This window comes from Anoxybacillus sp. UARK-01, from assembly GCF_002075365.1.
Taxonomy (GTDB): domain Bacteria; phylum Bacillota; class Bacilli; order Bacillales; family Anoxybacillaceae; genus Anoxybacteroides; species Anoxybacteroides rupiense.
Window position 1 is genome coordinate 182,691 of sequence record NZ_NASY01000047.1, and the last position, 22,053, is coordinate 204,743.

The window sequence follows — 22,053 nt, forward strand, 5'->3', positions numbered from 1 at the left end:
AGGTATATTCCGCATTCGCACGACAAAGAAAAAAGCGGTGATTTTTTCAAATGCTGAAACGGTTTCCTCCTTTTTTTCTGATTCTGCTTGCTCTATCTTTAAGTTGAATGAAGAGCGTCAAGTTAAGCCGTGCGCGGTTGCAAATAAAACAGCCCTCCGTTAATAATAGAAACGGTAATTTTTGGCTTATATTGCTCCTCAAGCGCTTCTTCCTCAATATAGTAGCACTCCGGTTTTTCCGCTATATCTTCATAAAAATGGTCCAAAAGCGCCTTATCCTCTTGCCAACGTGCGATCGCTTCTTCTGCCCATGTATGATCGTCTTGGTCAATGATTCGTTTGACGTATTGCTCTAATCTTCCAATGCCGCTGCTTGGTTTAATAATGGGCGAAATGGTGAAGCAATAGTCAGGAATTTTAGGAGTCAGCGCAAGACGCTGCAGCTTCTCGTGAAATTGTTCGACAATCGCCCCGCTGATTAAATGTAAGCCAAGAGATAAAAATTGGTCTTTTTTTCGATCGCATTGATAGGAGATCCTCATATTTAAACCAAGCCAAGGATGGAGCGGAATAGAAGATGGCCCGATTGCTTGTGCCTGTTCATAAAGACGAATATAGCTGCCGCGGCGCTGCGCCGACTGAAAAATTTGATGAAGTCTAGGTGATCCGAAATGAAGCCGCTCTCCTGTGAGCGAGCGGGTTTGCTCATTTTGCTTCGTAATAAGCGTTAGCTTCATCGGTGCTGGCGTGCCGCCTGTCCGCTCAATATAATGCCAATAAAAGGGGCGGTTCATCAGTTCTTTATCTAATTCGACGGATAGCTGGACTGTGAGATGGCCGTCCGTTTCTTCCACAATGCTGCAATCGTTGGTTTGAAAATAGCGTTTCAGAAACTGTTGAATGTCATTTTGCTGCATAGTGCTCCCCCTTTGTTAGTTGATCAGCCAAATCAATCATAGAAGTTAGATTTTCCATTTTGATTTGCATTTCCCGTTCATTGTGTGAATGAAAGAATATATCATGCAAATAATTTTCTAGGTTATTCATATTCATTCTAGTTAAAATATCGTCTAATTCACCAACCACTCGTTCAAATAAGCGGATTTTGTCATAAAGAAGCTTTAAAATATGCTCTTCTACTGTATTTCTAACAGCGAAATTGTAAATGTGAACATCCTTTGTTTGCCCTAGACGATGCACACGTCCAATTCGCTGCTCGAGGCGCATTGGATTCCAAGGCAAATCGTAGTTAATGACATGATGACAAAACTGCAAATTGATTCCTTCGCCTCCAGCTTCAGTTGCAATAAGAACTTGGACACGATTTTTAAACAGTTCTTTCATCCAGTCTTTTTTGCCGCGTTTAAATCCTCCGCGAAAGGGAACAGAAGAAATGCCATTTTGCTGTAAAAACCATTGTAAGTACAATTGGGTCGCTCGATATTCGGTGAAAATAATGACTTTGTCATCAATGCGGCGAATGAGTTCCAAAGCTTTTTCGGCCTTGGAATTGGCAGTGACAGCATTGATTTTTTCCATTAGTGCTTGAAAATATGAAGGGATATTTCCTTCGTATTTGTTGATCATGTTTTTAAGGGTGAAAAACAGGGCTTCGCGGCTGCTGCAAGCTTCACGAAGCATCGTGATGAGCGAAAACTGACTGTTAAGCATAGCGCCATTAGATTTCAGCATTTGTACAGCTTCGTATAGTTCGCGCTCTTCTTTTGAAAAGTCAATCATGACGGTTTCGACATGGCGCTTCGACCATTCAATGCCGGTATTGGCACGCCGGTTTCGGATCATTACTTTATTTACAAGCGCTTTTAAATGCTCATCTGTCTGTAATGACCGCTCTTTTCCATATGTTTCAGCAAAGTAAGTGGCATTTCCTAAATGTCCAGGCTTCAACAATGAAACAAGATGGAAAATTTCCTCTATCCGATTTTGGATAGGAGTAGCCGTTAATAATAAACAAAACTTCTTTTTTAAATTTTGGACAAACTCGTAATTTTTTGTTTTATTATTTTTTAACTTGTGCGCTTCATCGATAATGACCATATCATATTGCTGCTCGTAAATGATGTCGCGGTGAGGACTTCTTTTGGCTGTATCGATCGATGACACAACGACATCACATTGTTCCCAAACGTAACTCTTTTTTTGCGGGACGGCAGGGATGAAGAACTTTTCGTTTAATTCCATCGCCCATTGGGAAACGAGGGATGCCGGAACGAGGATGAGCACTTTTTTTACTAATCCGCGAATCATATACTCTTTTAAAATCAAACCCGCTTCGATCGTTTTTCCAAGTCCTACTTCATCCGCCAAAATTGCTTTGCCGTTCATTTGTTCAACCACCTGCTTTGCAACCTCCAACTGATGCGGCAAAGGAGTGAGATGAGGCAGATGTTTAGGAGCTTGCAAGCCATCAAACTCTGGAATGAGCAGATGCTCAGCAGCTTCTAATGCCAGCTGGTACATCTCCCAGCTAGCCCAAGGCCCATCCTTTTCGATTCGTTCCACAAATGATTCTTGCCAAGATGAATCAAATTCGATTTCGATCATCATTATCTTCTCCTTTAATAACGAACATTTTTATTTATGAAACATTGAATATGCGGTTAATTGTTAATTATTTACTTGGTTACGAAATAAAAAGTTCGGTTATTTTTCTTGTTTTTCAGCGAATTTTTATTGCTCTTATGCGCATGTTAATGGTAGTATAATAATAAATTAGAAAGTTAAAAAAATTATTTTCCTGCTTTTCCTATAGTTTGACCATTTTTATCGAATTTTATATACCGGCGAATGAGAGCAAGGGGAGAGACTACAAATTGTAGCGCCGAAGGAGCAAGTGGCAACACGAATCTCTCAGGCAAAAGAACTCTTGCTTGACGCAGCTCTGGAGAGTGTTCACTCATGTGAACCACCCAAGGGGAAACCTGTGTTTAAACGCGGGGAAACTTTCAGGTGAAAGGACAGAGACTTCTTTGCATTTTTATATGTGGGAGTCGTCTGTCCTTTTTTATGTATTTTAAGACAGGAGGTTCTATATGCTAAGACGCACACCTTTATTTTCTGTGTATGCCGAATACGGGGCAAAAACGATTGATTTTGGCGGTTGGGAGCTGCCTGTTCAATTCTCAAGCATTAAAGAAGAACATGAAGCCGTTCGTACACGCGCGGGATTATTTGATGTATCGCACATGGGTGAATTTGAGGTGAAGGGAAAAGATAGCCTTGCCTTTTTACAAAAAATGATGACAAACGACGTTTCGAAATTAGCAGACGGCCGGGCACAATATACGCTTATGTGCTATGAAAATGGCGGTGCGGTCGATGATTTGCTTATTTATAAGAAAGCGGACGACCATTATCTTCTCGTGGTTAATGCTGCAAACATCGAAAAGGATTTTCATTGGCTCCATGAACACCTTTTCGGCGATGTAGAACTTGTGAATATTTCCGATGAAATCGCACAGCTTGCTTTGCAAGGACCGCTTGCTGAGCGTGTACTGCAAAAATTAACGACTATTGATTTATCTGCGCTGAGATTTTTCGGCTTCCAAGATGATGTTGATTTACAGGGGGTAAAGGCCCTTGTGTCCCGTACAGGGTATACAGGTGAAGATGGTTTTGAAATTTATTGTCGCGCAGAAGATGCGGTGACGCTTTGGCATGGGATTTTAGAAGCTGGAAAAGGGGGAGGGGTGCTTCCGTGCGGTCTCGGTGCGCGCGATACGCTTCGATTTGAAGCATGCCTGCCGCTTTACGGCCAAGAGCTGTCTAAAGACATCACGCCTATTGAAGCAGGACTCGGTTTCGCTGTGAAAACGAATAAGGAAGTCGACTTTTTTGGAAAAAGTACATTGCAGCAACAAAAAGAAGCAGGAACGAGCCGAAAGCTTATCGGCATTGAAATGATTGATAAAGGCATTCCGCGCCATGGGTATGACGTGTTTTCAGAAGGAGAATGGATCGGGATTGTAACAACAGGAACACAATCGCCGACATTGAAGAAAAATATTGGCTTGGCGCTGATTCGAACAGAATGGGCTGATGTAGATACGGTGGTAGAGGTCGATATTCGCGGGAAACGCTTAAAAGCGAAGGTCGTCGCTACACCATTTTATAAACGAGCAAAATAGATCAAAAGAGGAGAGAGGATTTTATGCTTCATCGTTATTTGCCAATGACCGAAGACGACAAACAACAAATGCTAAAAGCCATTGGTGTCGAGTCGATTGATGAACTGTTCTCCGATATCCCAGAGAGCGTCCGCTTTAAGGGAGAGTATCGGATTAAGCAAGCAAAGTCAGAGCCGGAACTAATGAAAGAGCTGGCAGCGCTTGCAGCCCAAAATGCTGATCTTAAAAGTTACACTTCGTTTCTTGGTGCAGGTGTATACGACCATTACATTCCAGTTGTTGTTGATCATGTGATCTCCCGCTCTGAATTTTATACGGCATACACGCCGTATCAGCCGGAAATTTCCCAAGGGGAGCTGCAAGCCATTTTTGAATTCCAAACGATGATTTGTGAGTTAACGGGAATGGATGTGGCCAACTCGTCGATGTATGACGGTGGAACCGCGTTAGCTGAAGCAGCCTTATTAAGCGCAGCTCACACCAAAAAGAAGAAAGTCTTGCTGTCAAAAGCTGTTCATCCGGAATACCGAGATGTCGTTAACACATACGCAAAAGGTCCGGGGCTTGAAGTTGTTGAAATTCCGCTGCAAAATGGCGTGACGGATTTAGAAACGCTAAAAAAGGAAATGAACGATGATGTCGCCTGCGTCATTGTGCAATATCCGAACTTTTTTGGCCAAATTGAGCCATTAAAGGAAATGGAGCCGATTGCTCATTCAGGAAAAGGAATGCTGGTTGTAGCAAGCAATCCGCTTGCGTTAGGGGGATTGACACCTCCAGGAGCGTTTGGCGCTGATATTGTTGTTGGAGATGCGCAGCCTTTCGGAATCCCAGCTCAATTCGGGGGACCGCACTGCGGTTATTTCGCGGTCAAATCAGCGTTGATGCGAAAAATACCTGGGCGCCTTGTCGGGCAAACGACAGATGAAGAAGGTCGCCGCGGCTTCGTGTTGACGTTGCAAGCGCGCGAACAGCACATTCGCCGCGATAAAGCGACTTCTAACATTTGCTCGAATCAAGCGTTGAATGCGCTAGCAGCCTCTGTAGCGATGACAGCCCTTGGCAAACAGGGAGTCAAAGAAATGGCGTTGATGAATATTCAAAAAGCGCATTATGCCAAAAATGCCTTTGTTGAACGCGGCTTTACAGTGCCATTTACGGGCCCATTCTTTAACGAGTTTGTAATCAAGGTAAATAAACCAGTGAGGGAAGTCAATCAACGGCTGCTTGAAAAAGGCATCATCGGCGGCTACGACCTTGGACGCGATTATCCAGAACTAGAAAATCACATGCTTGTGGCGGTCACAGAGTTGCGGACAAAAGAAGAAATCGACATGCTTGTGAAGGAATTGGGGGATTGTCATGCATAAAGATCAACCGCTTATTTTTGAATTAAGCAAACCGGGACGAATTGGTTACAGCTTACCGGAGTTGGATGTTCCTGCAGTAGATGTTGCTGAAATGATTCCAAGCGATTATATTCGCATGGAAGCAGCGGAGCTTCCTGAGGTGTCGGAGCTTGATATTATGCGTCATTACACTGCCTTATCGAAACGCAACCATGGCGTGGATTCCGGCTTTTATCCGCTTGGATCTTGCACGATGAAATATAACCCGAAAATTAACGAAAACGTGGCGCGGCTTGCCGGCTTTGCCCATCTTCACCCGCTTCAGCCGGAGGAGACGGTGCAAGGGGCACTTGAACTTATGTATGATTTGCAAGAGCATCTAAAAGAAATCACTGGAATGGACGCGGTGACGCTGCAGCCAGCAGCGGGAGCGCATGGAGAATGGACAGGGCTGATGATGATTCGCGCGTATCATGAAGCAAACGGCGATTTCAACCGCACGAAAGTGATTGTTCCGGACACCGCGCATGGAACGAACCCGGCGTCGGCGACGGTTGCCGGATTTGAAACGGTCACTGTCAAATCGACGGAGGAAGGGCTTGTCGATTTAGAAGATTTAAAACGGGTAGTCGGCCCGGATACAGCAGCATTGATGCTGACAAATCCGAACACGTTAGGTCTTTTTGAAGAGAATATTTTAGAAATGGCGGAAATTGTGCATAGTGCTGGCGGTAAATTATATTACGACGGCGCCAATTTGAATGCGGTGTTAAGTAAAGCAAGACCTGGAGATATGGGTTTTGATGTTGTGCATCTAAATCTTCACAAAACATTTACCGGCCCTCACGGCGGCGGTGGACCTGGTTCAGGACCAGTAGGCGTCAAAGCGGATTTCATTCCATTCTTGCCAAAACCGACCGTTGAAAAGGGAGAAAACGGCTACTACTTCGATTACGATAGACCGCAGGCGATCGGCCGCGTCAAACCGTTTTACGGAAACTTCGGCATTAACGTCCGCGCTTATACGTATATTCGTTCGATGGGGCCAGACGGCTTGAAAGCGGTGACCGAATATGCTGTATTAAATGCGAATTACATGATGCGCCGCTTGGCAGAATATTATGATTTGCCATATAACCGTCATTGCAAGCACGAGTTTGTTTTATCAGGCAAACGGCAGAAGAAGCTCGGTGTGCGCACGCTTGATATCGCAAAACGCCTGCTTGATTTCGGCTATCATCCGCCGACCATTTACTTCCCGTTGATCGTTGAGGAATGTATGATGATTGAACCGACGGAAACCGAATCTAAAGAGACGCTTGATGCGTTTATTGATGTGATGATTCAAATCGCGAAAGAAGCGGAAGAAGCGCCAGAAATTGTGCAAGAAGCGCCTCATACAACCGTTGTGAAACGTCTTGATGAAACAACAGCAGCACGAAAACCGATTTTACGCTATCAGAAATAAAAGAGAGCAGGTTATTTTGCTTCATACAGACGGGCTTGAAAGCGCTTGGCAGTGAAGAAGCGCAGCCGAGCGAAGCCAGTGACACAGGGGTCCCCGTTGGTTAACAGTCTAGTCTAAAAGAGCAGGCGCATGCCTGCTCTTTTAGTTGTATAATGTTTGCTTCTTCTAAAAGTCATTAGAGCTGAAAAACAATCTTCTCATCTGAAATGCTTAGTTGGGTGATAAGCTCGGAGCAAAGCTTCTCTGGCCTCTCTCCTAAATTTGGCGACGTCTGAGCAAATTTCCACATCTGCTTCCTTATATTCGAATGTGCGTTTTTTTGGGAGTATAATTGATAATCATTATCATTATAATGTTGAAAATGTTTCAAACCATAGATAAAATCCAGACCTTTTGTAGCATAGCAGAGAAGAGTCATAGAGTTTCACATCTTCCACCGAGAAGTCTTCCATCTCTTAACGGAGTGGAGGTGAGAGAGATTCATGTAAGGAATTAAATAATGAATAGAGTTGATCAGGCGACTCACTTAGGCTGTTGTTATATATAAATGATGAATGATTTCGATTCACTTGTGGATGATATTTACCCAACGAGAAGATCGAGCGTATGGTTCATTCAAAAGCAGGATCGACGGTCAAAGACAATCAGTGGCTTGGCTAAGTCATACTAAAGCGTGACCTGAAGACGCTGTTGTTTCATCGCCCGGCCGTCTGCTTATTTGAGGGGGATGTTGTGACATAGGCAATGAAATTTATATCGTGAACGGTCAGTGCCACTAAATGGCGCTGTTAAAATGGAAAGAGTATGGATGGCTTAATCCAGAAAAAAGGGGGGAAGAAGGGCGAAACGGGAGCTGTTGTTTGTATACGAAAGTAAAATGGGTGACAAAAACAGTCTGTCACCCGATCAAGCTTTTTTCTTCACTTTTCCCGTCCATGTTTTAAAGCCACCTTTTAAGTGGTAAAGATCGCGGTAGCCTTTGCGGTAAAGCATTTGTGCTGCTCTTCCACTACGCAGCCCGCTTTGGCAATATAAATAAATAGGCTGATCCTTTCGCAATTCCTTCATTCGCATTCGCATTTGCGTTAGCGGGATATTGCGCGCCCCTAAAATGTGCCCAGACGCATATTCATCTGCTTCACGTACATCGATCAGCTGCGCTTTGCGGTAGCCTGCACGAAACTCTTCTTCTGTTAGCGCTTTTACCATTCTGCGCTGCATAAAGTACATGGTTACTGAATAGACGATGATGGCGCCAAGCAAAATCCATATCCACTGCACGAGCAGAAAGCCCCCTTTTCCTCAACTTTCGACAACTTCTATTATATAGATGTCGAGCCTATGACGCAAAGTATTTTCACTTTTCTTTGCTTCTTTTGTTTGTTAAACTTATAAGCGCAAATAAGGAAAAAAGAAGGGTTGAAAATGGGAAAAGAAAGATGGCGATTTATCGATTCTGGAGATTGTTCTCCAGCGTTTAATATGGCTTTAGACGAAGCGCTGCTTGAGTGGCACAGCGAAGGCAAAATTCCGCCAACCGTTCGTTTTTATGGCTGGAATCCGCCGACGCTGTCGGTTGGTTATTTCCAAAAAGTTGAAAAAGAAATCGATATGGATGCAGTACGAAAAAACGGCCTAGGCTTTATCAGAAGGCCGACGGGTGGACGAGGAGTGCTTCACGACAAAGAGCTCACCTATAGCGTCATTGTGTCTGAAGCGCATCCAGCTATGCCGGAAACGGTGACAGAGGCATATCGCGTCATTTCGCAAGGAATTTTAGAAGGATTCCGTTTGCTAGGGCTTGACGCTTACTTTGCTGTCCCAAAAACGGAGGAAGAAAAGGCTAGTTTAAAAAATCCGCGCTCCGCTGTCTGTTTTGATGCTCCATCCTGGTACGAGCTTGTGGTGGAAGGAAGAAAAGTGGCTGGAAGTGCACAAACAAGACAAAAAGGAGTTATTTTGCAGCATGGCTCGATTTTGCTTGATTTAGATGAAGATTTGCTATTTAGCTTATTCAAGTATCCGAACGAGCGAGTCAAAGCTCGCCTGCAGAAAAATTTTAAAAATAAAGCGGTAGCTATTAATGAGCTCACCGATCGAAAAGTGACGATTTCGGAAGCAAAGGAAGCGTTTTATCAAGGATTTGAAAACGGCCTTGATATCATTTTGGAGCCATACACGCTATCAGAAGCGGAAATTGAGTATGTCAACGAACTCGCTAGAAAAAAATATGAGAGCGACGAATGGAATTTTAAGCGATAAACGCGGGCGACCACCGCGTTTTTCCGTTTTTTTATAAAGGCAACTGGCAAAATGCTTCGTTTATCAGCAAAATGGCTTGAATTTTAACGATTTTCTTCTTTTTTCTCTAGTTTCTATTGTTTTTTTTATTTGACAAAATGAAAGAGAGTTGACCAATCATACAATATATAGTAGGTGTTGTTAAAAAAATAATACTATATATTGTTTTTTTGCTGGCGGTATGGTAATTTAATCTAGACAGAATTTGCAGGCAGAAAGATCATGTAGAATTAGAAAGAAGAGGAGAGATTGGAGAATGACGGTTGCGTCTTCGAAAAAAATGGGCATTAATATTGAAAAGCTGAATGAGGATATTCGCCTTTTTCCGCAAGTGCACCCAATTACAGAAGATATGAACATTACGCATAAAGGCGTGTCCCGTTTAGTGATGCTGGACCGCTACTCATTTAAGGACACGGAAAAGCTAACGATGAGCGTGGGCGATTTTGTTGTATTGACGGTCAAAGAGGATCCGAAGTTTCCAGCGCGTGGACTTGGCTTTATTGTCGATATGGATTGGGAAACGAAAAAAGCGAAGGTGCTGGTTGAAGAAGACTATCGCGGCGTGCTAGATGGTGAGGAAGCAGAAACGGGAATTGTCGTTCGCTCGTTAGATACGATTGACAAGCCGCTTGAAATTTTTTATGAGCAAATTGCCAAGCGAAATGCAACAGGGCTTGCAGCTGTGGAAGCAACAGAAGAAAAGCGGAAGGAATGGTTTAACAAGTTTTATCAAGAATTGTCCAGCCTCAATTTTATTCCGGCAGGACGCGTATTATACGGTGCTGGGTCGGGAACAGAAGTAACCTATTTTAACTGCTATGTCATGCCGTTTGTTAAAGATTCGCGCGAGGGGATTTCCGAGCATCGCAAGCAGGTAATGGAAATTATGAGCCGCGGTGGCGGTGTCGGTACAAATGGTTCGACACTTCGTCCAAGAAATGCGCTGGCCCGCGGCGTAAACGGAAAATCATCCGGATCGGTCTCATGGCTTGATGATATTGCCAAGCTTACCCACCTTGTTGAGCAAGGAGGCTCCCGTTAACCAAGCGCCACCGGCGGGAGTAAAATCTCGTGAATTGCTGGGACGCCCTAAAGCCAACTTGACCACAACGTAGCTGGCAACGGCAAGCGTGACGGTTGAAAAACAAGTTGGATGAAACAATGGGCTATCAGCAGCCAAGCTTCTCTGGAAACGGAGATGAAGGTTCAGAGACGATCGAAACCTCCTAAGACACTTAGCGTTAAGGAGGGAGTAGACTAAGCGGGCGGCAACGCTCGTTTAGAGCGCGAGACAAGGAGATACGTTCTCTTTGATGATAGAGTCCGACCTCTAGTGAAAGCTAGAGAGCTAGGCAGAAATGGCCTAGCCCGCTCCGATCGAGCGAGTAACAAAGAGCGAGGCGCACAAATGATTATGTTGGCAGACTGGCATCCGGATGTGATTGAGTTTATCATTTCGAAGATGCAAAATCCGCGCATTCTGCGTTATTTACTAGAAAATACAGAAGATGAGGGCATTCAAAAAGCGGCAAAAGAAAAACTGAAATTCACTCCGCTTACCGAGCAAGAGCGTGCGATGTACCAAGGAATTGTCAACTACAAAAATATGCCGGGATATGGCGGATTTTCCGAAAAGATTATTAAAGAAGCGGAAGAAAAGCTGCGGACGGGCGGCACTTACACCGTGCATAATCCAGATTTTCTAACAGGCGCAAACATTTCTATTTGCTTAACAAAAGAGTTTATGCAAGCGGTTGAGAACGATCAAGAATATGAACTGCGCTTCCCGGATGTTGAGACATATTCAGAAGAAGAAATGCGCATTTACAACGAAAAGTGGCATGAAGTTGGCGATGTACGCGAATGGGAAAAAATGGGGTATCGCATCCGTGTCTATCGCAAAATCCGTGCCCGCGAGTTGTGGAAGCTGATTAACATTTGCGCCACATACTCTGCGGAACCAGGTATTTTCTTTATCGACAATGCCAATGACATGACAAACGCAAGAGCGTACGGCCAAAAAGTCGTAGCGACGAATCCATGTGGTGAGCAGCCACTTGCACCATATTCTGTCTGCAACTTGGCAGCTATCAACTTGGCGAATATGGTCGATAAAGAAACAAAAACGGTTAACTATGACAAACTGAAACAAACGGTAGAAATTGGCGTAAGAATGCAAGATAATGTCATTGATGCAACACCATACTTCCTTGAAGAAAATAAAAAGCAAGCACTTGGTGAACGCCGCGTCGGCCTTGGCGTAATGGGATTGGCCGATTTGCTCATTTACTGCGAAAAGGAATACGGCTCCGAAGAAGGTAACCAACTTGTTGATGAAGTATTCAAAATGATCGCGACGACGGCATATCGCGCTTCGATTGAACTGGCGAAAGAAAAAGGCAGCTTCCCGTTCTTGGTTGGCGAGACGGAAGAAGAAACGATGAAGCTGCGCGAAGCGTTGATTAATACCGGCTATATGAAAAAAATGCCGGATGATATTCGCGAAGACATTTTAAAATATGGCATTCGCAATTCGCATTTGCTAACGGTGGCTCCGACGGGTAAATAGTTGCCCCCTGTATTTGTAAAAATACAGTGAAAACTCGGCTGTATGCGGGGAACTCTGGCGTATCTCTTGCTACCTGTGCCTTGCCAGCACACAAAGAGGTAAAAATGCAAGAGTGTTGGATGAATCCTACCAGACAATCCGCAGGGAAGTCGTGGCTGACCCCTCAACGACTATACGCCGAGCAACCAAAATTCTTAACAGGAACACAAGTTCGTTTTATAATAATCTTATGGGAATATTAAAAAAGAGGTGTTCCTGTGAAAAAGAAATATCTAAATTGCGATGGACAAATTTATGTAAAACCAAGCCAAGTTGAGAGAAAAAAGTTCTGTTCTCGGTCTTGTAAAGCTGAATATTTTAAAAACCCCCCATCGTTTTGGAAAGAAATGAGTAAGAAAAGACTCGTTAATTGCTCATTCTGCGGGAAAGGAATCATCCGCAAACCTTCTGAAATTAGAGAAACCAACTTTTGTGATAGACATTGTAGAAGGAAGTATCTATAGCAAATAACGATAAAATTAATCAACACTTAAAAAGAAGGGTAGAGCTAAATTGCAAATTTTGTGGACAAAAGGTTAGTGTTCCGAAAAATAGGGCGTTAAGCGCAAAATATTGTTCTAAACATTGCTTAGTCAAGGCAAATGGACAGAGAGGAAAGGTTCAATATTCAAAAAGAGTTATTGTCGTATGTAATAACTGCGGAACAAAATTTGAAAAAAAGCCTTCTGTTGTTAGGAACTTAAATTTTTGTTCTATAAAATGTATGGGGGATTATTATGGAAAGAGTGGAATGTTTTCCGGAGAAAATAGCGGCACTTGGGCAGGTGGAGATATAGAATATTACGGGCCCAATTGGAGAATTCAGCGTAGAAAGGCTAGAGAACGAGATAATTTTACTTGTCAAGATTGCGGAATAACAGAAGCAGAATACGGACAAGAACTCTCAGTTCATCACATTATACCTTTCAGAGCCTTCAACGGCGACTGGAAAAGAGCCAATGACTTGTCAAATTTAATAACTCTATGTGAACACCCTTGTCATCGCAAGAGACATTCAAAAGAATTTTGGTTGAAGATATAGTCTGACCCATATGGCGACATATGGAGCAGGTAGCAATCTTACCTGCCTTCTGTCCAATGTTGTATAGATAGAAGTAACACAAGTGAGTACCGGAACCATGGTCGGCGTTTCAACAGGATTAGAGCCTTACTTTTCCTTCTCTTATTACCGAAGCGGCCGTCTCGGCAAGTTTATTGAAGTGAAGGCCGATATTGTGCAAGAATATTTGGACAGCCATCCAGAGGCAGATCCAAACAACCTGCCTCACTGGTTTGTAACGGCAATGGATTTATCGCCAGAGGCGCACGCGGATGTGCAATGCATCATCCAGCGCTGGGTTGACTCCAGCCTTTCGAAAACGGTCAATGCGCCGCGAGGCTATACAGTTGAACAGGTACAAAAAGTGTACGAGCGTTTATGGCGCGGCGGCGCGAAGGGCGGCACCGTCTATGTTGACGGCAGTCGAGATGCGCAAGTATTGACGTTGAAAGCAGAAGAAAACACATTTGAAGAACAGCTTGAATTAATTCCAGAAGAAGAAAAAGAAACAAAACGGGCGGTTGTATTAATTGATACGATCCAAGATTTGCGCACGACCGATGTGACGATCGGTTCGGAAGTCGGCAACATTTGTCCGGTATGCCGTGAAGGAACGGTTGAAGAAATCGGCGGCTGCAACACATGCACAAGTTGCGGCGCACAACTGAAATGTGGTCTGTAAGCAATAAAAAACTGGCTCCAATCAATCGTGGAGCCAGTTTTTTATTCATAAAACGATGAAAGAGCAAATATAGTAGTATGAGGCATAATGAATAAATAAGGGGGAGAACGATGCTGATCCATGTTGTACAGAGGGGGGAAGCGCTCTGGACGATTTCTCAGCGTTACGGAGTATCGATCGAGGCGATTATTACAGCTAATAAGCTGAAAGATGCTAACCGTCTTGCGATCGGACAGGAGCTCGTCGTTCCATCTTTATACCGCTATCATACGGTTCGTGCAGGAGAAACATTATGGGCTATTGCTAGACAATACGGCGTTTCGCTTGAGTCTATTATTCAAGCTAATCACATCAGCAACCCGTCTGTTCTTTATTCGGGCACAGTCCTTCTGATTCCGCCAAGAACTCACACCGTACAGCGAGGAGAGACGCTATCACAGATCGCTGCTCGTTATGGAACGACTGTGCAAGACATCGCGCGAGCTAATCAGATTGCTGATCCGAATAGGATTGTCGCTGGCATGGCATTGATGATTCCTCATCCTAAACCAACTATTGAAGTGAACGCTTTTACGATTGATGGAGGAGAAAAAGGAGCGCAACAAGTCCGAGAGGTAGGGCGTTATTTAACATACGCCTCTCCATTTGCTTATACGATGAGAGCCGATGGCGGGCTTAATCCGCCTAATGATGCTGCCATTATTGAAGCGGCAAGGTCGGAAAACGTTGTTCCGATGATGGCGATCACGAATTTTACGTATACAGACCCAGGCTCGCGATTGGCGCAGACGATCTTTTCCAATCTGCAATTACAAAACCGGCTGCTTGATCATATAGTTCGTACGATGCACGAAAAAGGCTACCGTGGAGTGAATATCGATTTTGAAAATGTCTATCCATCTGATCGTGAACGGTATAACCAATTTTTGCAAAACGCTGTCGAGAGACTTCATCGTGAGGGCTACTTTGTTTCTACTTCCCTTGCTCCTAAAGTAAGTGGAGAACAACAAGGAATCTTATATGAGGCACATGATTACCCAGCGCATGGAAGAATTGTCGACTTTGTCGTGTTAATGACGTATGAATGGGGATACAGGCTTGGGCCGCCGCAGGCTATTTCCCCAGTTCATCAAATTAGAAGGGTGCTTGATTATGCCGTTAGTGTCATTCCGCGGAATAAAATTTTTATGGGGTTTCAAATTTATGCGCGGGATTGGGTTCTTCCTCATGTACAAGGACAAGAAGCGGAGACATTCAGTCCGCAAGAAGCAGTGGAACGCGCGATTCGTTATGGTGCGGTGATTCAGTATGATTATACAGCCCAGTCACCGTTTTATCGCTATGTCGACAGTCAAGGAAGAACACGTGAAGTTTGGTTTGAGAATGCTCGCAGCGCTCAAGCGAAGTTTGAACTAGTGAAAGAGTATCAGCTAAGAGGAATCAGCTATTGGGTTCTTGGTTATCCTTTTCCAGAAAACTGGGCGCTATTAGAAGACAATTTTCACATTCGTAAGCGATAATAAAAATGGTGCGTGTAAAGAAGGAAGATTCCGACGGCACGCACCTTTTCGTTTTGTTATTGATGGCAGGAAATATGCGCGTGCTGTCGCTGAAACCGATGGCATGGCCGCTGGTTTCGCTGGAAGCTTGATTAAACAAAAAAATCCCAAGCAACATCGCTGTTTTATTGGTTCATACTAACCATAAGTATGAACAAAACAAGGAGGCGTACCTCAGCTATGGAACCATTTATTCCGCGGCTCGTTTATTTTGAACCAGAGGCGCTGCAATATTCTTTAGGCAAAGAGTTATATGAAAAATTCAAAAGCATGGATATTGAAATACGCGAGACAACGTCGCATAACCAAGTGCGCGGCATTCCTGGGGAAACGGAGTTGCAGCGGTACCGAAACGCGAAATCAACGCTCGTTGTCGGCATTAGGCGCACATTAAAGTTTGATACGTCCAAGCCGTCGGCAGAATACGCCATTCCGCTTGCGACAGGGTGTATGGGGCATTGCCATTATTGTTATTTGCAAACGACGCTCGGAAGCAAGCCTTATATCCGTGTATACGTCAATCTCGATGAAATTTTTTCCCAAGCGAAAAAGTACATCGATGAGCGCGCACCGGAAATTACCCGTTTTGAGGCCGCTTGTACATCCGATATTGTCGGCATTGATCACTTAACTCATTCATTAAAAAAAGCGATCGAATTTATTGGAGCGACGGAATACGGACGGCTTCGCTTTGTCACGAAATATGAGCACGTCGATCATCTGCTTGATGCGAAGCATAATGGGAAAACCACCTTTCGTTTTAGTGTGAATTCGCGCTATGTCATTCGTCATTTCGAGCCGGGAACATCATCATTTGAAGCAAGGATGGAAGCGGCGCGAAAAGTGGCTCGCGCCGGTTATCCGCTCGGTTTTATTGTTGCTCCGATTTATCGGCATGATGGGTGGAGGGAAGGCTATTTAGAATTGTTCCAACGTTTGTCTGAACAGCTTGCAGGAGTCGAGACACCTCATCTTTCGTTTGAATTAATCCAGCATCGCTTTACGAAACCGGCAAAGGCTGTGATTCAAAAGCGTTATCCAAAAACAAAGCTGGATTTGGATGAAAGCAAGCGAAAATACAAATGGGGGCGCTACGGCATTGGCAAATATGTATATCCAGATTCAGAGGCCAAGCAGCTGAAAGAAACACTCGAGTATTATATTGCACAATTTTTCCCTGAGGCAGAAATTCAATATTTTACGTGATTCGCTCTTTTCCTTGTCATTTCACTATAGCATGGTATAATAATACTGATTGTGATTTTTGGATGAGTACGGGTAAGTATGGGAGGGAATTATGATGCCGACACCAAGCATGGAGGACTATATCGAGCAAATTTATAATTTAATTGAAGAAAAAGGATACGCGAGAGTATCGGATATTGCCGAGGCATTGTCCGTTCATCCCTCCTCTGTTACAAAAATGGTGCAAAAACTTGATAAAGATGAATATTTAGTATATGAAAAATACCGTGGCCTTGTTTTAACCGCTAAAGGGAAAAAAATCGGCAAACGACTTGTATATCGTCATGAACTGCTTGAACAATTTATGCGCATCATTGGCGTAGATGAAGGGAACATTTATCAGGATGTAGAGGGAATTGAACATCATTTGAGCTGGAACGCTATTGATCGTATTGGGGATCTCGTTCAATACTTCCAAGAAGATCCAGTGCGTCTTCAAGCGCTCCGCAATATTCAAAAACAAAATGAACAACAGACAGAGTAAGGATTTTCTTACTCTTTTTTATTTTTGATACTAAATCTCTTCCTCCGCTCTTATACATATATAAGATACGAATCGTCGCAGAGAGGGGCTGGCAGCATGGAGATTGACATCGTGCTTTCGGGGGGAGGAGTAAAGGGATTCGCGCTGGTGGGCGCCTATGAAGCGATCGAGGCAAAAGGGCTCCAATTAAAGCGAATCGCCGGCACGAGCGCAGGTTCAATGATTGCAGCGCTCATTGCAGCAGGCTATACAAGCCAGCAAATGATTGAGTTGATTGATCATTTGGATTTAAAGCAGCTGCTGGATAAGCGCAAGGAAGTTCTTCCATTTTCATTAATGAAGTGGGTGTTTTTATATTGGAAAATGGGATTATATAAGGGACAGGTGCTGGAGGAATGGATGGAGGAGGTACTGGCAGCCAAGGGAATTCGAACGTTCGGCGATTTGCCAAAAGACCGTTTGTATATTGTGGCATCCGATGTAACAAGTGGACGTATTTTGGTGCTGCCGACTGATTTGCCGCAATATGGAATTGATCCTGATACGTTTTCAGTAGCAAAAGCGGTGCGCATGAGTGTCAGCATTCCTTATTTTTTTGAGCCTGTTAAGCTCCAGACGGATGCCGGGAAATTTGTGGTTGTCGATGGGGGAGTACTTAGCAATTTTCCTTTGTTTATTTTTGATGAAGAAAAAAAGGTGAAAAAGCGGCCTGTTCTTGGCGTTCAGCTTAGCGCTCGGCTTGATAAGCGGCCAAAAAAGCAAGTTCGCAATGCGATTGAGCTGTATGAAGCGCTATTCAGTGCCATGAAGGAGGCGCATGATGCTCGGTACATCTCGCGGCGGCATGAAAAAAACATTATTTTTATTCCTGTTCGTAACGTATTATCTACAGAATTTTCCATGACCGATGAGGAAAGAGACCATTTAATCGGCTATGGCAGACGCAAAACAGAGCTTTTTTTAAAAAAATGGACATACTAAAGAAGAATCGAGCTAAAACAAAGCTCGATTCTTCTTTTTTCCTTTTTTCCCTTCGATGACTGTTAAGTGGGATGATGTTCGTTTTTTCGGTAAGCGGTGGTGCGTTCCTTTCTTCGAATAGGACAATGCTTTTGCTGAAGGTCTTCGGTCCCGGTTCACATGAAGCTTTTTCGATTGGTTGACCGCTCTTAAATAGGCGGCATTTTCTTTATTGAAACGCCGCTGGGAAATCCAACGAAAAAGCGCATATATAATGGCGATCGTAAGACCGATAAAGATGATGCGGCGGAGCAGTATCACCGGCTCGGAAAATAGTGTAAATGCCAGGCCGAAGGCTCCTAATAATAGAACAATCCCAATCAATGGATGAAATGTGCGACGGAACATTCCGCATCCACCTCCCTGATAATTACCGAACGGCTTTGGTTGCCTCCTGTCCTTCTTCTAGCCGAAGGAGCTCCTGAAATGAAGCAATCGCCACTTCCACTTGCTCGTCGCTCGGTTCTTTTGTTGTCAGCAGCTGCAGCCATAAGCCCGGATAGCCGAGCCAGCGCAGTACGGGAATGCTTCTTAACCGGTTAGTAAACTGCAGGACTTCGAAAGAGATCCCCAGCACGACCGGAATTAAGGCAATACGGTTAACAATTCTCAACCAAAGCGGATCTGTCGGAACAGCCAAGTAGACAAAGACACCGACAATAACAGTAAATAGAATAAAGCTGCTGCCGCACCGATAATGCAGGCGCGATTGCCGCTGAACATTTTCGATCGTAAGCGGAACGTTACTTTCAAAGGCGTTGATCACCTTATGCTCCGCTCCGTGGTATTGGAATACACGCTTAATTAACGGCGTCAGAGAAACAGCGTAAATATAAGTAAGCAACAGCAGTAGCTTAAACGCTCCTTCCACCAACACCTGCGCTGTTTTCGTCGGAAAAAGAGGTTTTGTAAAATTCGCTAAAAACACCGGAATAATGGTGAATAAAAATTTCCCGAACAGAAATGATAAGACGCCAATGACTGCTACGCTGAGAATCAAAGACAGCTTCGACTCTTCTTTTTTTGGCTCATTCAGCGTGTCGTCATCTTTTGGGTCTAAATCGTAGCGTTCACTAGCAAACTGAAAATGCTTGGCGCCGTTTGCGCTCGCTTCTAAGATAGCGACAATTCCGCGAATCAAAGGAATCCTTTTTAAAAATGATAATGTTGGATTTGTTTGGCGAAGCATATGAAAATATTCGATTGTCTGATCTTTTCGGCGAATCGCGGTTACAGAATGCTTTCTTCCTGCAAACATCACGCCCTCTACCACGGCTTGCCCGCCATATATCGGTTTGATCATTTTCTCCATCGTGTCGACACCAACCTATTTCGTTATTTATATTCTATTCTACAAGAAATAGCGAGAAACCTCTAGGTCGATGCTATGATTATCATTTCCAAAAATAAAAATGGATAGACATGCCAAACGAGTTTTTTTTTGTTTATATGGATATAAATGCAACCTGTTGCGAATGGTCTCTATGGAACACCGACGGTTGGAGAAGTTTTGGGGGGCTTTTTGTCACGTGAGCATGTGGCAAGAATTCGAACAGCCGGATCATCTATGGATCGATGAAGCGGCGCTGTTCGTCCACTCAACCGCATTGTTCAGATACATGTTAAAGTCTTAAGTTGCATCTATAATAGATACAGCTAAAAGGTTGAACCGATAGCCCATTCCAAAGCAGAGTCCCATTTTTTCAACGACTGAATGCAAGGCGGTGAGGGATCTTCGTTATGCCAAAGCGCGGCGGAGTGCCCAATCGTGGAAAAATGTCCCCAACTTCCTATTGCTGCAAGTGTTAAGAGGACAAGTTACATTTATATAGTCAGTTATGTTGATGATCCAACTAATATTGCCCGGTTCTTGGTTGTACGAGCCACTTGCTTGTCGACTGGACATGCTGACCGCTTATGTGTGGCCGTATGATTCCGTACGAAAATAATGGACAATCAACACTTGTGATATATAGTCATGAATTTGCCGATGAAGGGCCATACTAACAAAAAGGAGGTGTCAAGCATTCATGAAGGACAATGGTCAATCACTTGAACAAAATCAGCGTGAACAACCGATGTCGCTGTTAATGAAAGCGATGATTACTGGATTTGTCGGCGGTATATTTTGGAGTTTGCTGGGATATTTGGCTAGCTTTTTTCATTTTACGGAATTAAGTCCTAATATGCTTCTGCTTCCATGGAATTTTGGTGATTGGAAATATGGAAAGACGGGAAATTATCTTGCCATTTTCCTCATCGGTTTATTATCTATATTAGTGGCTCTACTTTATTATGTGCTGTTGCGTAAAATAAAAAGCATGTGGGCAGGCATCGGATACGGTGTAGCATTATGGATTATTGTGTTTTATGTGCTGAATCCGCTGATTCCGGGATTGCGTTCTGTCTCTGAGCTTGAACGGAATACGGTTATTACAACCATCTGCTTGTATATTTTGTATGGTCTGTTCATCGGTTACTCCATTTCGTTTGAACATCAAGAAAGCGAGTATACGCAAACACAGGTAAGAAATGAGTAGTGGCCCAACCCTTTTTATGCTAAAATATGATTGTTTAAACATTTTGGCGATTTGGCTTAAAAGGGGTTGCAGAAATGGCACGTCTTCTTTTAATTAATGGTCCAAACTTAAATTTGCTTGGCAAACGAGAGCCTCATGTTTACGGAAGCGGAACTTTGCACGACTTAGAGCAGCAGTTAATCTCGTTTGCATCCGAACGGGAAACAGAACTGGCATGCGTTCAGAGCAATCACGAAGGAGACATCATCGAGCAAATTCATGCTGCCGATGGTGTGTATGATGGTGTGATTTTAAATGCAGGCGCATTTACTCATTATAGTTATGCCATTCGTGATGCCATTGCCAGTGTTAATGTCCCGGTCATTGAAGTACATATTTCCAACATCCATGCCCGCGAGCCGTTCCGCCATGAGTCGGTCATTGCACCGGTAGTGATCGGACAAATTGTGGGTCTTGGCGTGACCGGATATCGCTTAGCCATTTTAGCGCTATTGGACAAATTAGGGGAAGGGGAGAGAGCATGGAAAAACTAGAAAAACTACGTGCTTGTTTTGCTGAGTACGGCATTGATGGAATGTTGATTACAAACAGCTATAATCGCCGCTATATGACAGGCTTTACCGGAACGGCCGGCGTAGCGGTGATCAGCAAAACAGAAGCGGTATTTATTACGGACTTTCGTTATGCTGAACAAGCTGCCAAGCAAATTAAAGGATACGAGATTGTTCAGCATGCTGGTTCCATCATCGAAGAAGTAGCTAAACAGGCGGCCCGCCTTCAAATTAAAAAGCTTGGTTTTGAACAGGATCATCTATCCTATGCCACTTTTCAAGCCTATGAAAGAGAGGCGGAAGTGGTGCTTGTCCCTGTTTCCGGTTTAGTTGAAAAGTTACGCTTGATTAAGTCGGATTCAGAGATTAAGATATTAAAGGAAGCAGCGGAGATTGCTGATGCAGCGTTCAACCATATACTTCAGTTTATTCGCCCCGGGGTACGGGAAATCGAGGTTGCTCATGAATTAGAATTTTTTATGCGCAAGCAGGGCGCTATTTCGTCTTCGTTTGATATTATCGTTGCATCTGGCTATCGGTCAGCATTACCGCACGGAGTGGCAACTGACAAAATCATTGAAAAAGGGGAATTCGTCACGCTCGATTTTGGTGCTTATTACCACGGCTACTGTTCGGATATCACCCGAACCGTCGCGGTTGGTGAAGTCAGCGATGAGCTAAAAAAGATTTATGATATTGTATTAAAAGCACAGCTGCGCGGCATGGAAGGAATTAAGCCGGGCATGACTGGAAAAGAAGCAGATGCGCTGACCCGTGATTATATTTCGGAACAAGGATATGGCGAGCATTTCGGGCATTCCACCGGTCATGGAATCGGTCTGGAGATTCACGAAGGGCCGACACTATCGGTTCGTTCTGATGTAAGATTGGAGCCGGGCATGGTGGTGACGGTCGAACCAGGAATTTACATAGCAGGGCTTGGCGGTGTGCGTATTGAGGATGATACGGTTGTCACCGCGGATGGTAATGATCCGCTGACTCGCTCACCAAAAGAGTTGATCATTTTATAATACT

18 protein-coding genes, 3 pseudogenes and 1 riboswitch are annotated in these 22,053 nt (G+C 43.9%); of the genes and pseudogenes, 16 read left to right on the forward strand and 5 right to left on the reverse strand.

The features are described from left to right. Positions 1–122: 122 nt before the first annotated feature. Complete coding sequence (locus tag B6A27_RS13055) at positions 123–917, reverse strand: YqhG family protein (RefSeq protein WP_044744502.1); 795 nt, start codon at positions 915–917, stop codon at positions 123–125. Further along, positions 904–2,565 carry a DEAD/DEAH box helicase gene (locus B6A27_RS13060; protein ID WP_369818753.1) on the reverse strand — a complete coding sequence of 554 codons (1,662 nt, stop codon included), beginning with the start codon at positions 2,563–2,565 and terminating at the stop codon, positions 904–906. Before B6A27_RS13060 ends, B6A27_RS13055 begins: the two co-directional genes overlap by 14 nt. A 243-nt stretch (positions 2,566–2,808) precedes the next feature. Then, positions 2,809–2,897, forward strand: a riboswitch (glycine riboswitch). A gap of 156 nt (positions 2,898–3,053) precedes the next feature. Here B6A27_RS13060 and gcvT point away from each other — a divergent pair. Genes gcvT through gcvPB form a run of 3 tightly spaced genes read left to right on the forward strand, consistent with a single transcriptional unit; the run spans position 3,054 to position 6,965 of the window. After that, entirely contained in the window at positions 3,054–4,148 is a 1,095-nt protein-coding gene (gcvT, locus tag B6A27_RS13065; protein WP_066145810.1) for a glycine cleavage system aminomethyltransferase GcvT, read from the forward strand. Positions 4,149–4,171: 23 nt separating this feature from the next. Beyond that, the gene (gene gcvPA, locus B6A27_RS13070) at positions 4,172–5,518 is read left to right on the forward strand and encodes an aminomethyl-transferring glycine dehydrogenase subunit GcvPA (protein ID WP_066145807.1); all 1,347 of its coding nucleotides are present in this window, start codon (positions 4,172–4,174) and stop codon (positions 5,516–5,518) included. Further along, positions 5,511–6,965: an aminomethyl-transferring glycine dehydrogenase subunit GcvPB gene (gcvPB, locus tag B6A27_RS13075; protein ID WP_080862316.1), complete on the forward strand. Its 1,455-nt coding sequence runs from the start codon at positions 5,511–5,513 to the stop codon at positions 6,963–6,965. The genes gcvPA and gcvPB overlap by 8 nt, the downstream gene beginning before the upstream one ends. A 906-nt stretch (positions 6,966–7,871) precedes the next feature. Here the strand turns inward: gcvPB and B6A27_RS13085 are convergent. Continuing rightward, positions 7,872–8,195 carry a rhodanese-like domain-containing protein gene (locus B6A27_RS13085; protein WP_275900426.1) on the reverse strand — a complete coding sequence of 108 codons (324 nt, stop codon included), beginning with the start codon at positions 8,193–8,195 and terminating at the stop codon, positions 7,872–7,874. Positions 8,196–8,390: 195 nt separating this feature from the next. Between B6A27_RS13085 and B6A27_RS13090 the strand changes: the two genes are divergently transcribed. The 10 genes and pseudogenes from B6A27_RS13090 (at position 8,391) to B6A27_RS13130 (ending at position 17,888) form a co-directional block, all read left to right on the forward strand. Further along, on the forward strand, positions 8,391–9,227 hold the full coding sequence (locus B6A27_RS13090) for a lipoate--protein ligase family protein (protein WP_080862318.1): 837 nt from the start codon (positions 8,391–8,393) through the stop codon (positions 9,225–9,227). A 295-nt stretch (positions 9,228–9,522) separates the two neighbouring features. Beyond that, a pseudogene (locus B6A27_RS13095) lies at positions 9,523–10,308 on the forward strand (ribonucleotide reductase N-terminal alpha domain-containing protein); the annotation flags it as partial. Positions 10,309–10,665: 357 nt separating this feature from the next. Beyond that, positions 10,666–11,832 (forward strand): annotated as a pseudogene (locus B6A27_RS13100) (vitamin B12-dependent ribonucleotide reductase); the annotation flags it as partial. A 796-nt stretch (positions 11,833–12,628) separates the two neighbouring features. Beyond that, complete coding sequence (locus B6A27_RS19395) at positions 12,629–12,919, forward strand: HNH endonuclease (RefSeq protein ID WP_044744495.1); 291 nt, start codon at positions 12,629–12,631, stop codon at positions 12,917–12,919. Positions 12,920–13,004: 85 nt separating this feature from the next. Then, positions 13,005–13,619 (forward strand): annotated as a pseudogene (locus B6A27_RS13110) (hypothetical protein); the annotation flags it as partial. Between the two features lie 110 nt (positions 13,620–13,729). Beyond that, entirely contained in the window at positions 13,730–15,139 is a 1,410-nt protein-coding gene (locus B6A27_RS13115) for a glycoside hydrolase family 18 protein (protein ID WP_080862320.1), read from the forward strand. A 5-nt stretch (positions 15,140–15,144) separates the two neighbouring features. Next, positions 15,145–15,270 carry a hypothetical protein gene (locus B6A27_RS19255; RefSeq protein WP_255375095.1) on the forward strand — a complete coding sequence of 42 codons (126 nt, stop codon included), beginning with the start codon at positions 15,145–15,147 and terminating at the stop codon, positions 15,268–15,270. An 88-nt stretch (positions 15,271–15,358) separates the two neighbouring features. After that, entirely contained in the window at positions 15,359–16,384 is a 1,026-nt protein-coding gene (splB, locus tag B6A27_RS13120; RefSeq protein WP_080862321.1) for a spore photoproduct lyase, read from the forward strand. A 94-nt stretch (positions 16,385–16,478) separates the two neighbouring features. Beyond that, on the forward strand, positions 16,479–16,907 hold the full coding sequence (gene mntR / locus B6A27_RS13125) for a transcriptional regulator MntR (protein WP_066145790.1): 429 nt from the start codon (positions 16,479–16,481) through the stop codon (positions 16,905–16,907). Between the two features lie 96 nt (positions 16,908–17,003). Beyond that, positions 17,004–17,888, forward strand: coding sequence for a patatin-like phospholipase family protein (locus B6A27_RS13130; RefSeq protein ID WP_066145786.1), 885 nt, complete (start codon positions 17,004–17,006; stop codon positions 17,886–17,888). 12 nt (positions 17,889–17,900) lie between these two features. On the opposite strand, the gene B6A27_RS13135 is transcribed toward B6A27_RS13130, so the two are convergent. Then, positions 17,901–18,275: an SA1362 family protein gene (locus B6A27_RS13135; protein ID WP_066145783.1), complete on the reverse strand. Its 375-nt coding sequence runs from the start codon at positions 18,273–18,275 to the stop codon at positions 17,901–17,903. Between the two features lie 22 nt (positions 18,276–18,297). Next, positions 18,298–19,230: a DUF1385 domain-containing protein gene (locus tag B6A27_RS13140; protein WP_080862481.1), complete on the reverse strand. Its 933-nt coding sequence runs from the start codon at positions 19,228–19,230 to the stop codon at positions 18,298–18,300. A gap of 727 nt (positions 19,231–19,957) precedes the next feature. Here B6A27_RS13140 and B6A27_RS13145 point away from each other — a divergent pair. The 3 genes from B6A27_RS13145 to B6A27_RS13155 all read left to right on the forward strand — a co-directional run bounded on the left by B6A27_RS13145 (position 19,958) and on the right by B6A27_RS13155 (position 22,049). Next, positions 19,958–20,467 carry a YqhR family membrane protein gene (locus B6A27_RS13145; RefSeq protein WP_080862322.1) on the forward strand — a complete coding sequence of 170 codons (510 nt, stop codon included), beginning with the start codon at positions 19,958–19,960 and terminating at the stop codon, positions 20,465–20,467. Positions 20,468–20,541: 74 nt separating this feature from the next. Continuing rightward, positions 20,542–21,000 (forward strand): type II 3-dehydroquinate dehydratase, encoded by a 459-nt coding sequence (gene aroQ / locus B6A27_RS13150; RefSeq protein WP_066145773.1) that lies wholly within the window; start codon positions 20,542–20,544, stop codon positions 20,998–21,000. Beyond that, positions 20,988–22,049, forward strand: coding sequence for a M24 family metallopeptidase (locus B6A27_RS13155; RefSeq protein ID WP_080862323.1), 1,062 nt, complete (start codon positions 20,988–20,990; stop codon positions 22,047–22,049). Before aroQ ends, B6A27_RS13155 begins: the two co-directional genes overlap by 13 nt. The last annotated feature ends 4 nt before the right edge of the window (positions 22,050–22,053 follow it).

What these genes read in the sequence shown, in the direction of transcription:
- mntR (WP_066145790.1), top strand. Translation starts at nt 16,479, where the DNA reads ATGCCGACACCAAGCATGGAGGACTATATCGAGCAAATTTATAATTTA.
- gcvPB (WP_080862316.1), top strand. Translation starts at nt 5,511, where the DNA reads ATGCATAAAGATCAACCGCTTATTTTTGAATTAAGCAAACCGGGACGA.
- B6A27_RS13140 (WP_080862481.1), bottom strand. Translation starts at nt 19,230, where the DNA reads ATGATCAAACCGATATATGGCGGGCAAGCCGTGGTAGAGGGCGTGATG.
- gcvPA (WP_066145807.1), top strand. Translation starts at nt 4,172, where the DNA reads ATGCTTCATCGTTATTTGCCAATGACCGAAGACGACAAACAACAAATG.
- B6A27_RS13085 (WP_275900426.1), bottom strand. Translation starts at nt 8,195, where the DNA reads ATGTACTTTATGCAGCGCAGAATGGTAAAAGCGCTAACAGAAGAAGAG.
- gcvT (WP_066145810.1), top strand. Translation starts at nt 3,054, where the DNA reads ATGCTAAGACGCACACCTTTATTTTCTGTGTATGCCGAATACGGGGCA.
- B6A27_RS13130 (WP_066145786.1), top strand. Translation starts at nt 17,004, where the DNA reads ATGGAGATTGACATCGTGCTTTCGGGGGGAGGAGTAAAGGGATTCGCG.
- B6A27_RS13055 (WP_044744502.1), bottom strand. Translation starts at nt 917, where the DNA reads ATGCAGCAAAATGACATTCAACAGTTTCTGAAACGCTATTTTCAAACC.
- B6A27_RS13060 (WP_369818753.1), bottom strand. Translation starts at nt 2,565, where the DNA reads ATGATCGAAATCGAATTTGATTCATCTTGGCAAGAATCATTTGTGGAA.
- aroQ (WP_066145773.1), top strand. Translation starts at nt 20,542, where the DNA reads ATGGCACGTCTTCTTTTAATTAATGGTCCAAACTTAAATTTGCTTGGC.
- splB (WP_080862321.1), top strand. Translation starts at nt 15,359, where the DNA reads ATGGAACCATTTATTCCGCGGCTCGTTTATTTTGAACCAGAGGCGCTG.
- B6A27_RS13155 (WP_080862323.1), top strand. Translation starts at nt 20,988, where the DNA reads ATGGAAAAACTAGAAAAACTACGTGCTTGTTTTGCTGAGTACGGCATT.
- B6A27_RS19395 (WP_044744495.1), top strand. Translation starts at nt 12,629, where the DNA reads ATGTTTTCCGGAGAAAATAGCGGCACTTGGGCAGGTGGAGATATAGAA.
- B6A27_RS19255 (WP_255375095.1), top strand. Translation starts at nt 15,145, where the DNA reads ATGGTGCGTGTAAAGAAGGAAGATTCCGACGGCACGCACCTTTTCGTT.
- B6A27_RS13145 (WP_080862322.1), top strand. Translation starts at nt 19,958, where the DNA reads ATGAAGGACAATGGTCAATCACTTGAACAAAATCAGCGTGAACAACCG.
- B6A27_RS13090 (WP_080862318.1), top strand. Translation starts at nt 8,391, where the DNA reads ATGGGAAAAGAAAGATGGCGATTTATCGATTCTGGAGATTGTTCTCCA.
- B6A27_RS13135 (WP_066145783.1), bottom strand. Translation starts at nt 18,275, where the DNA reads ATGTTCCGTCGCACATTTCATCCATTGATTGGGATTGTTCTATTATTA.
- B6A27_RS13115 (WP_080862320.1), top strand. Translation starts at nt 13,730, where the DNA reads ATGCTGATCCATGTTGTACAGAGGGGGGAAGCGCTCTGGACGATTTCT.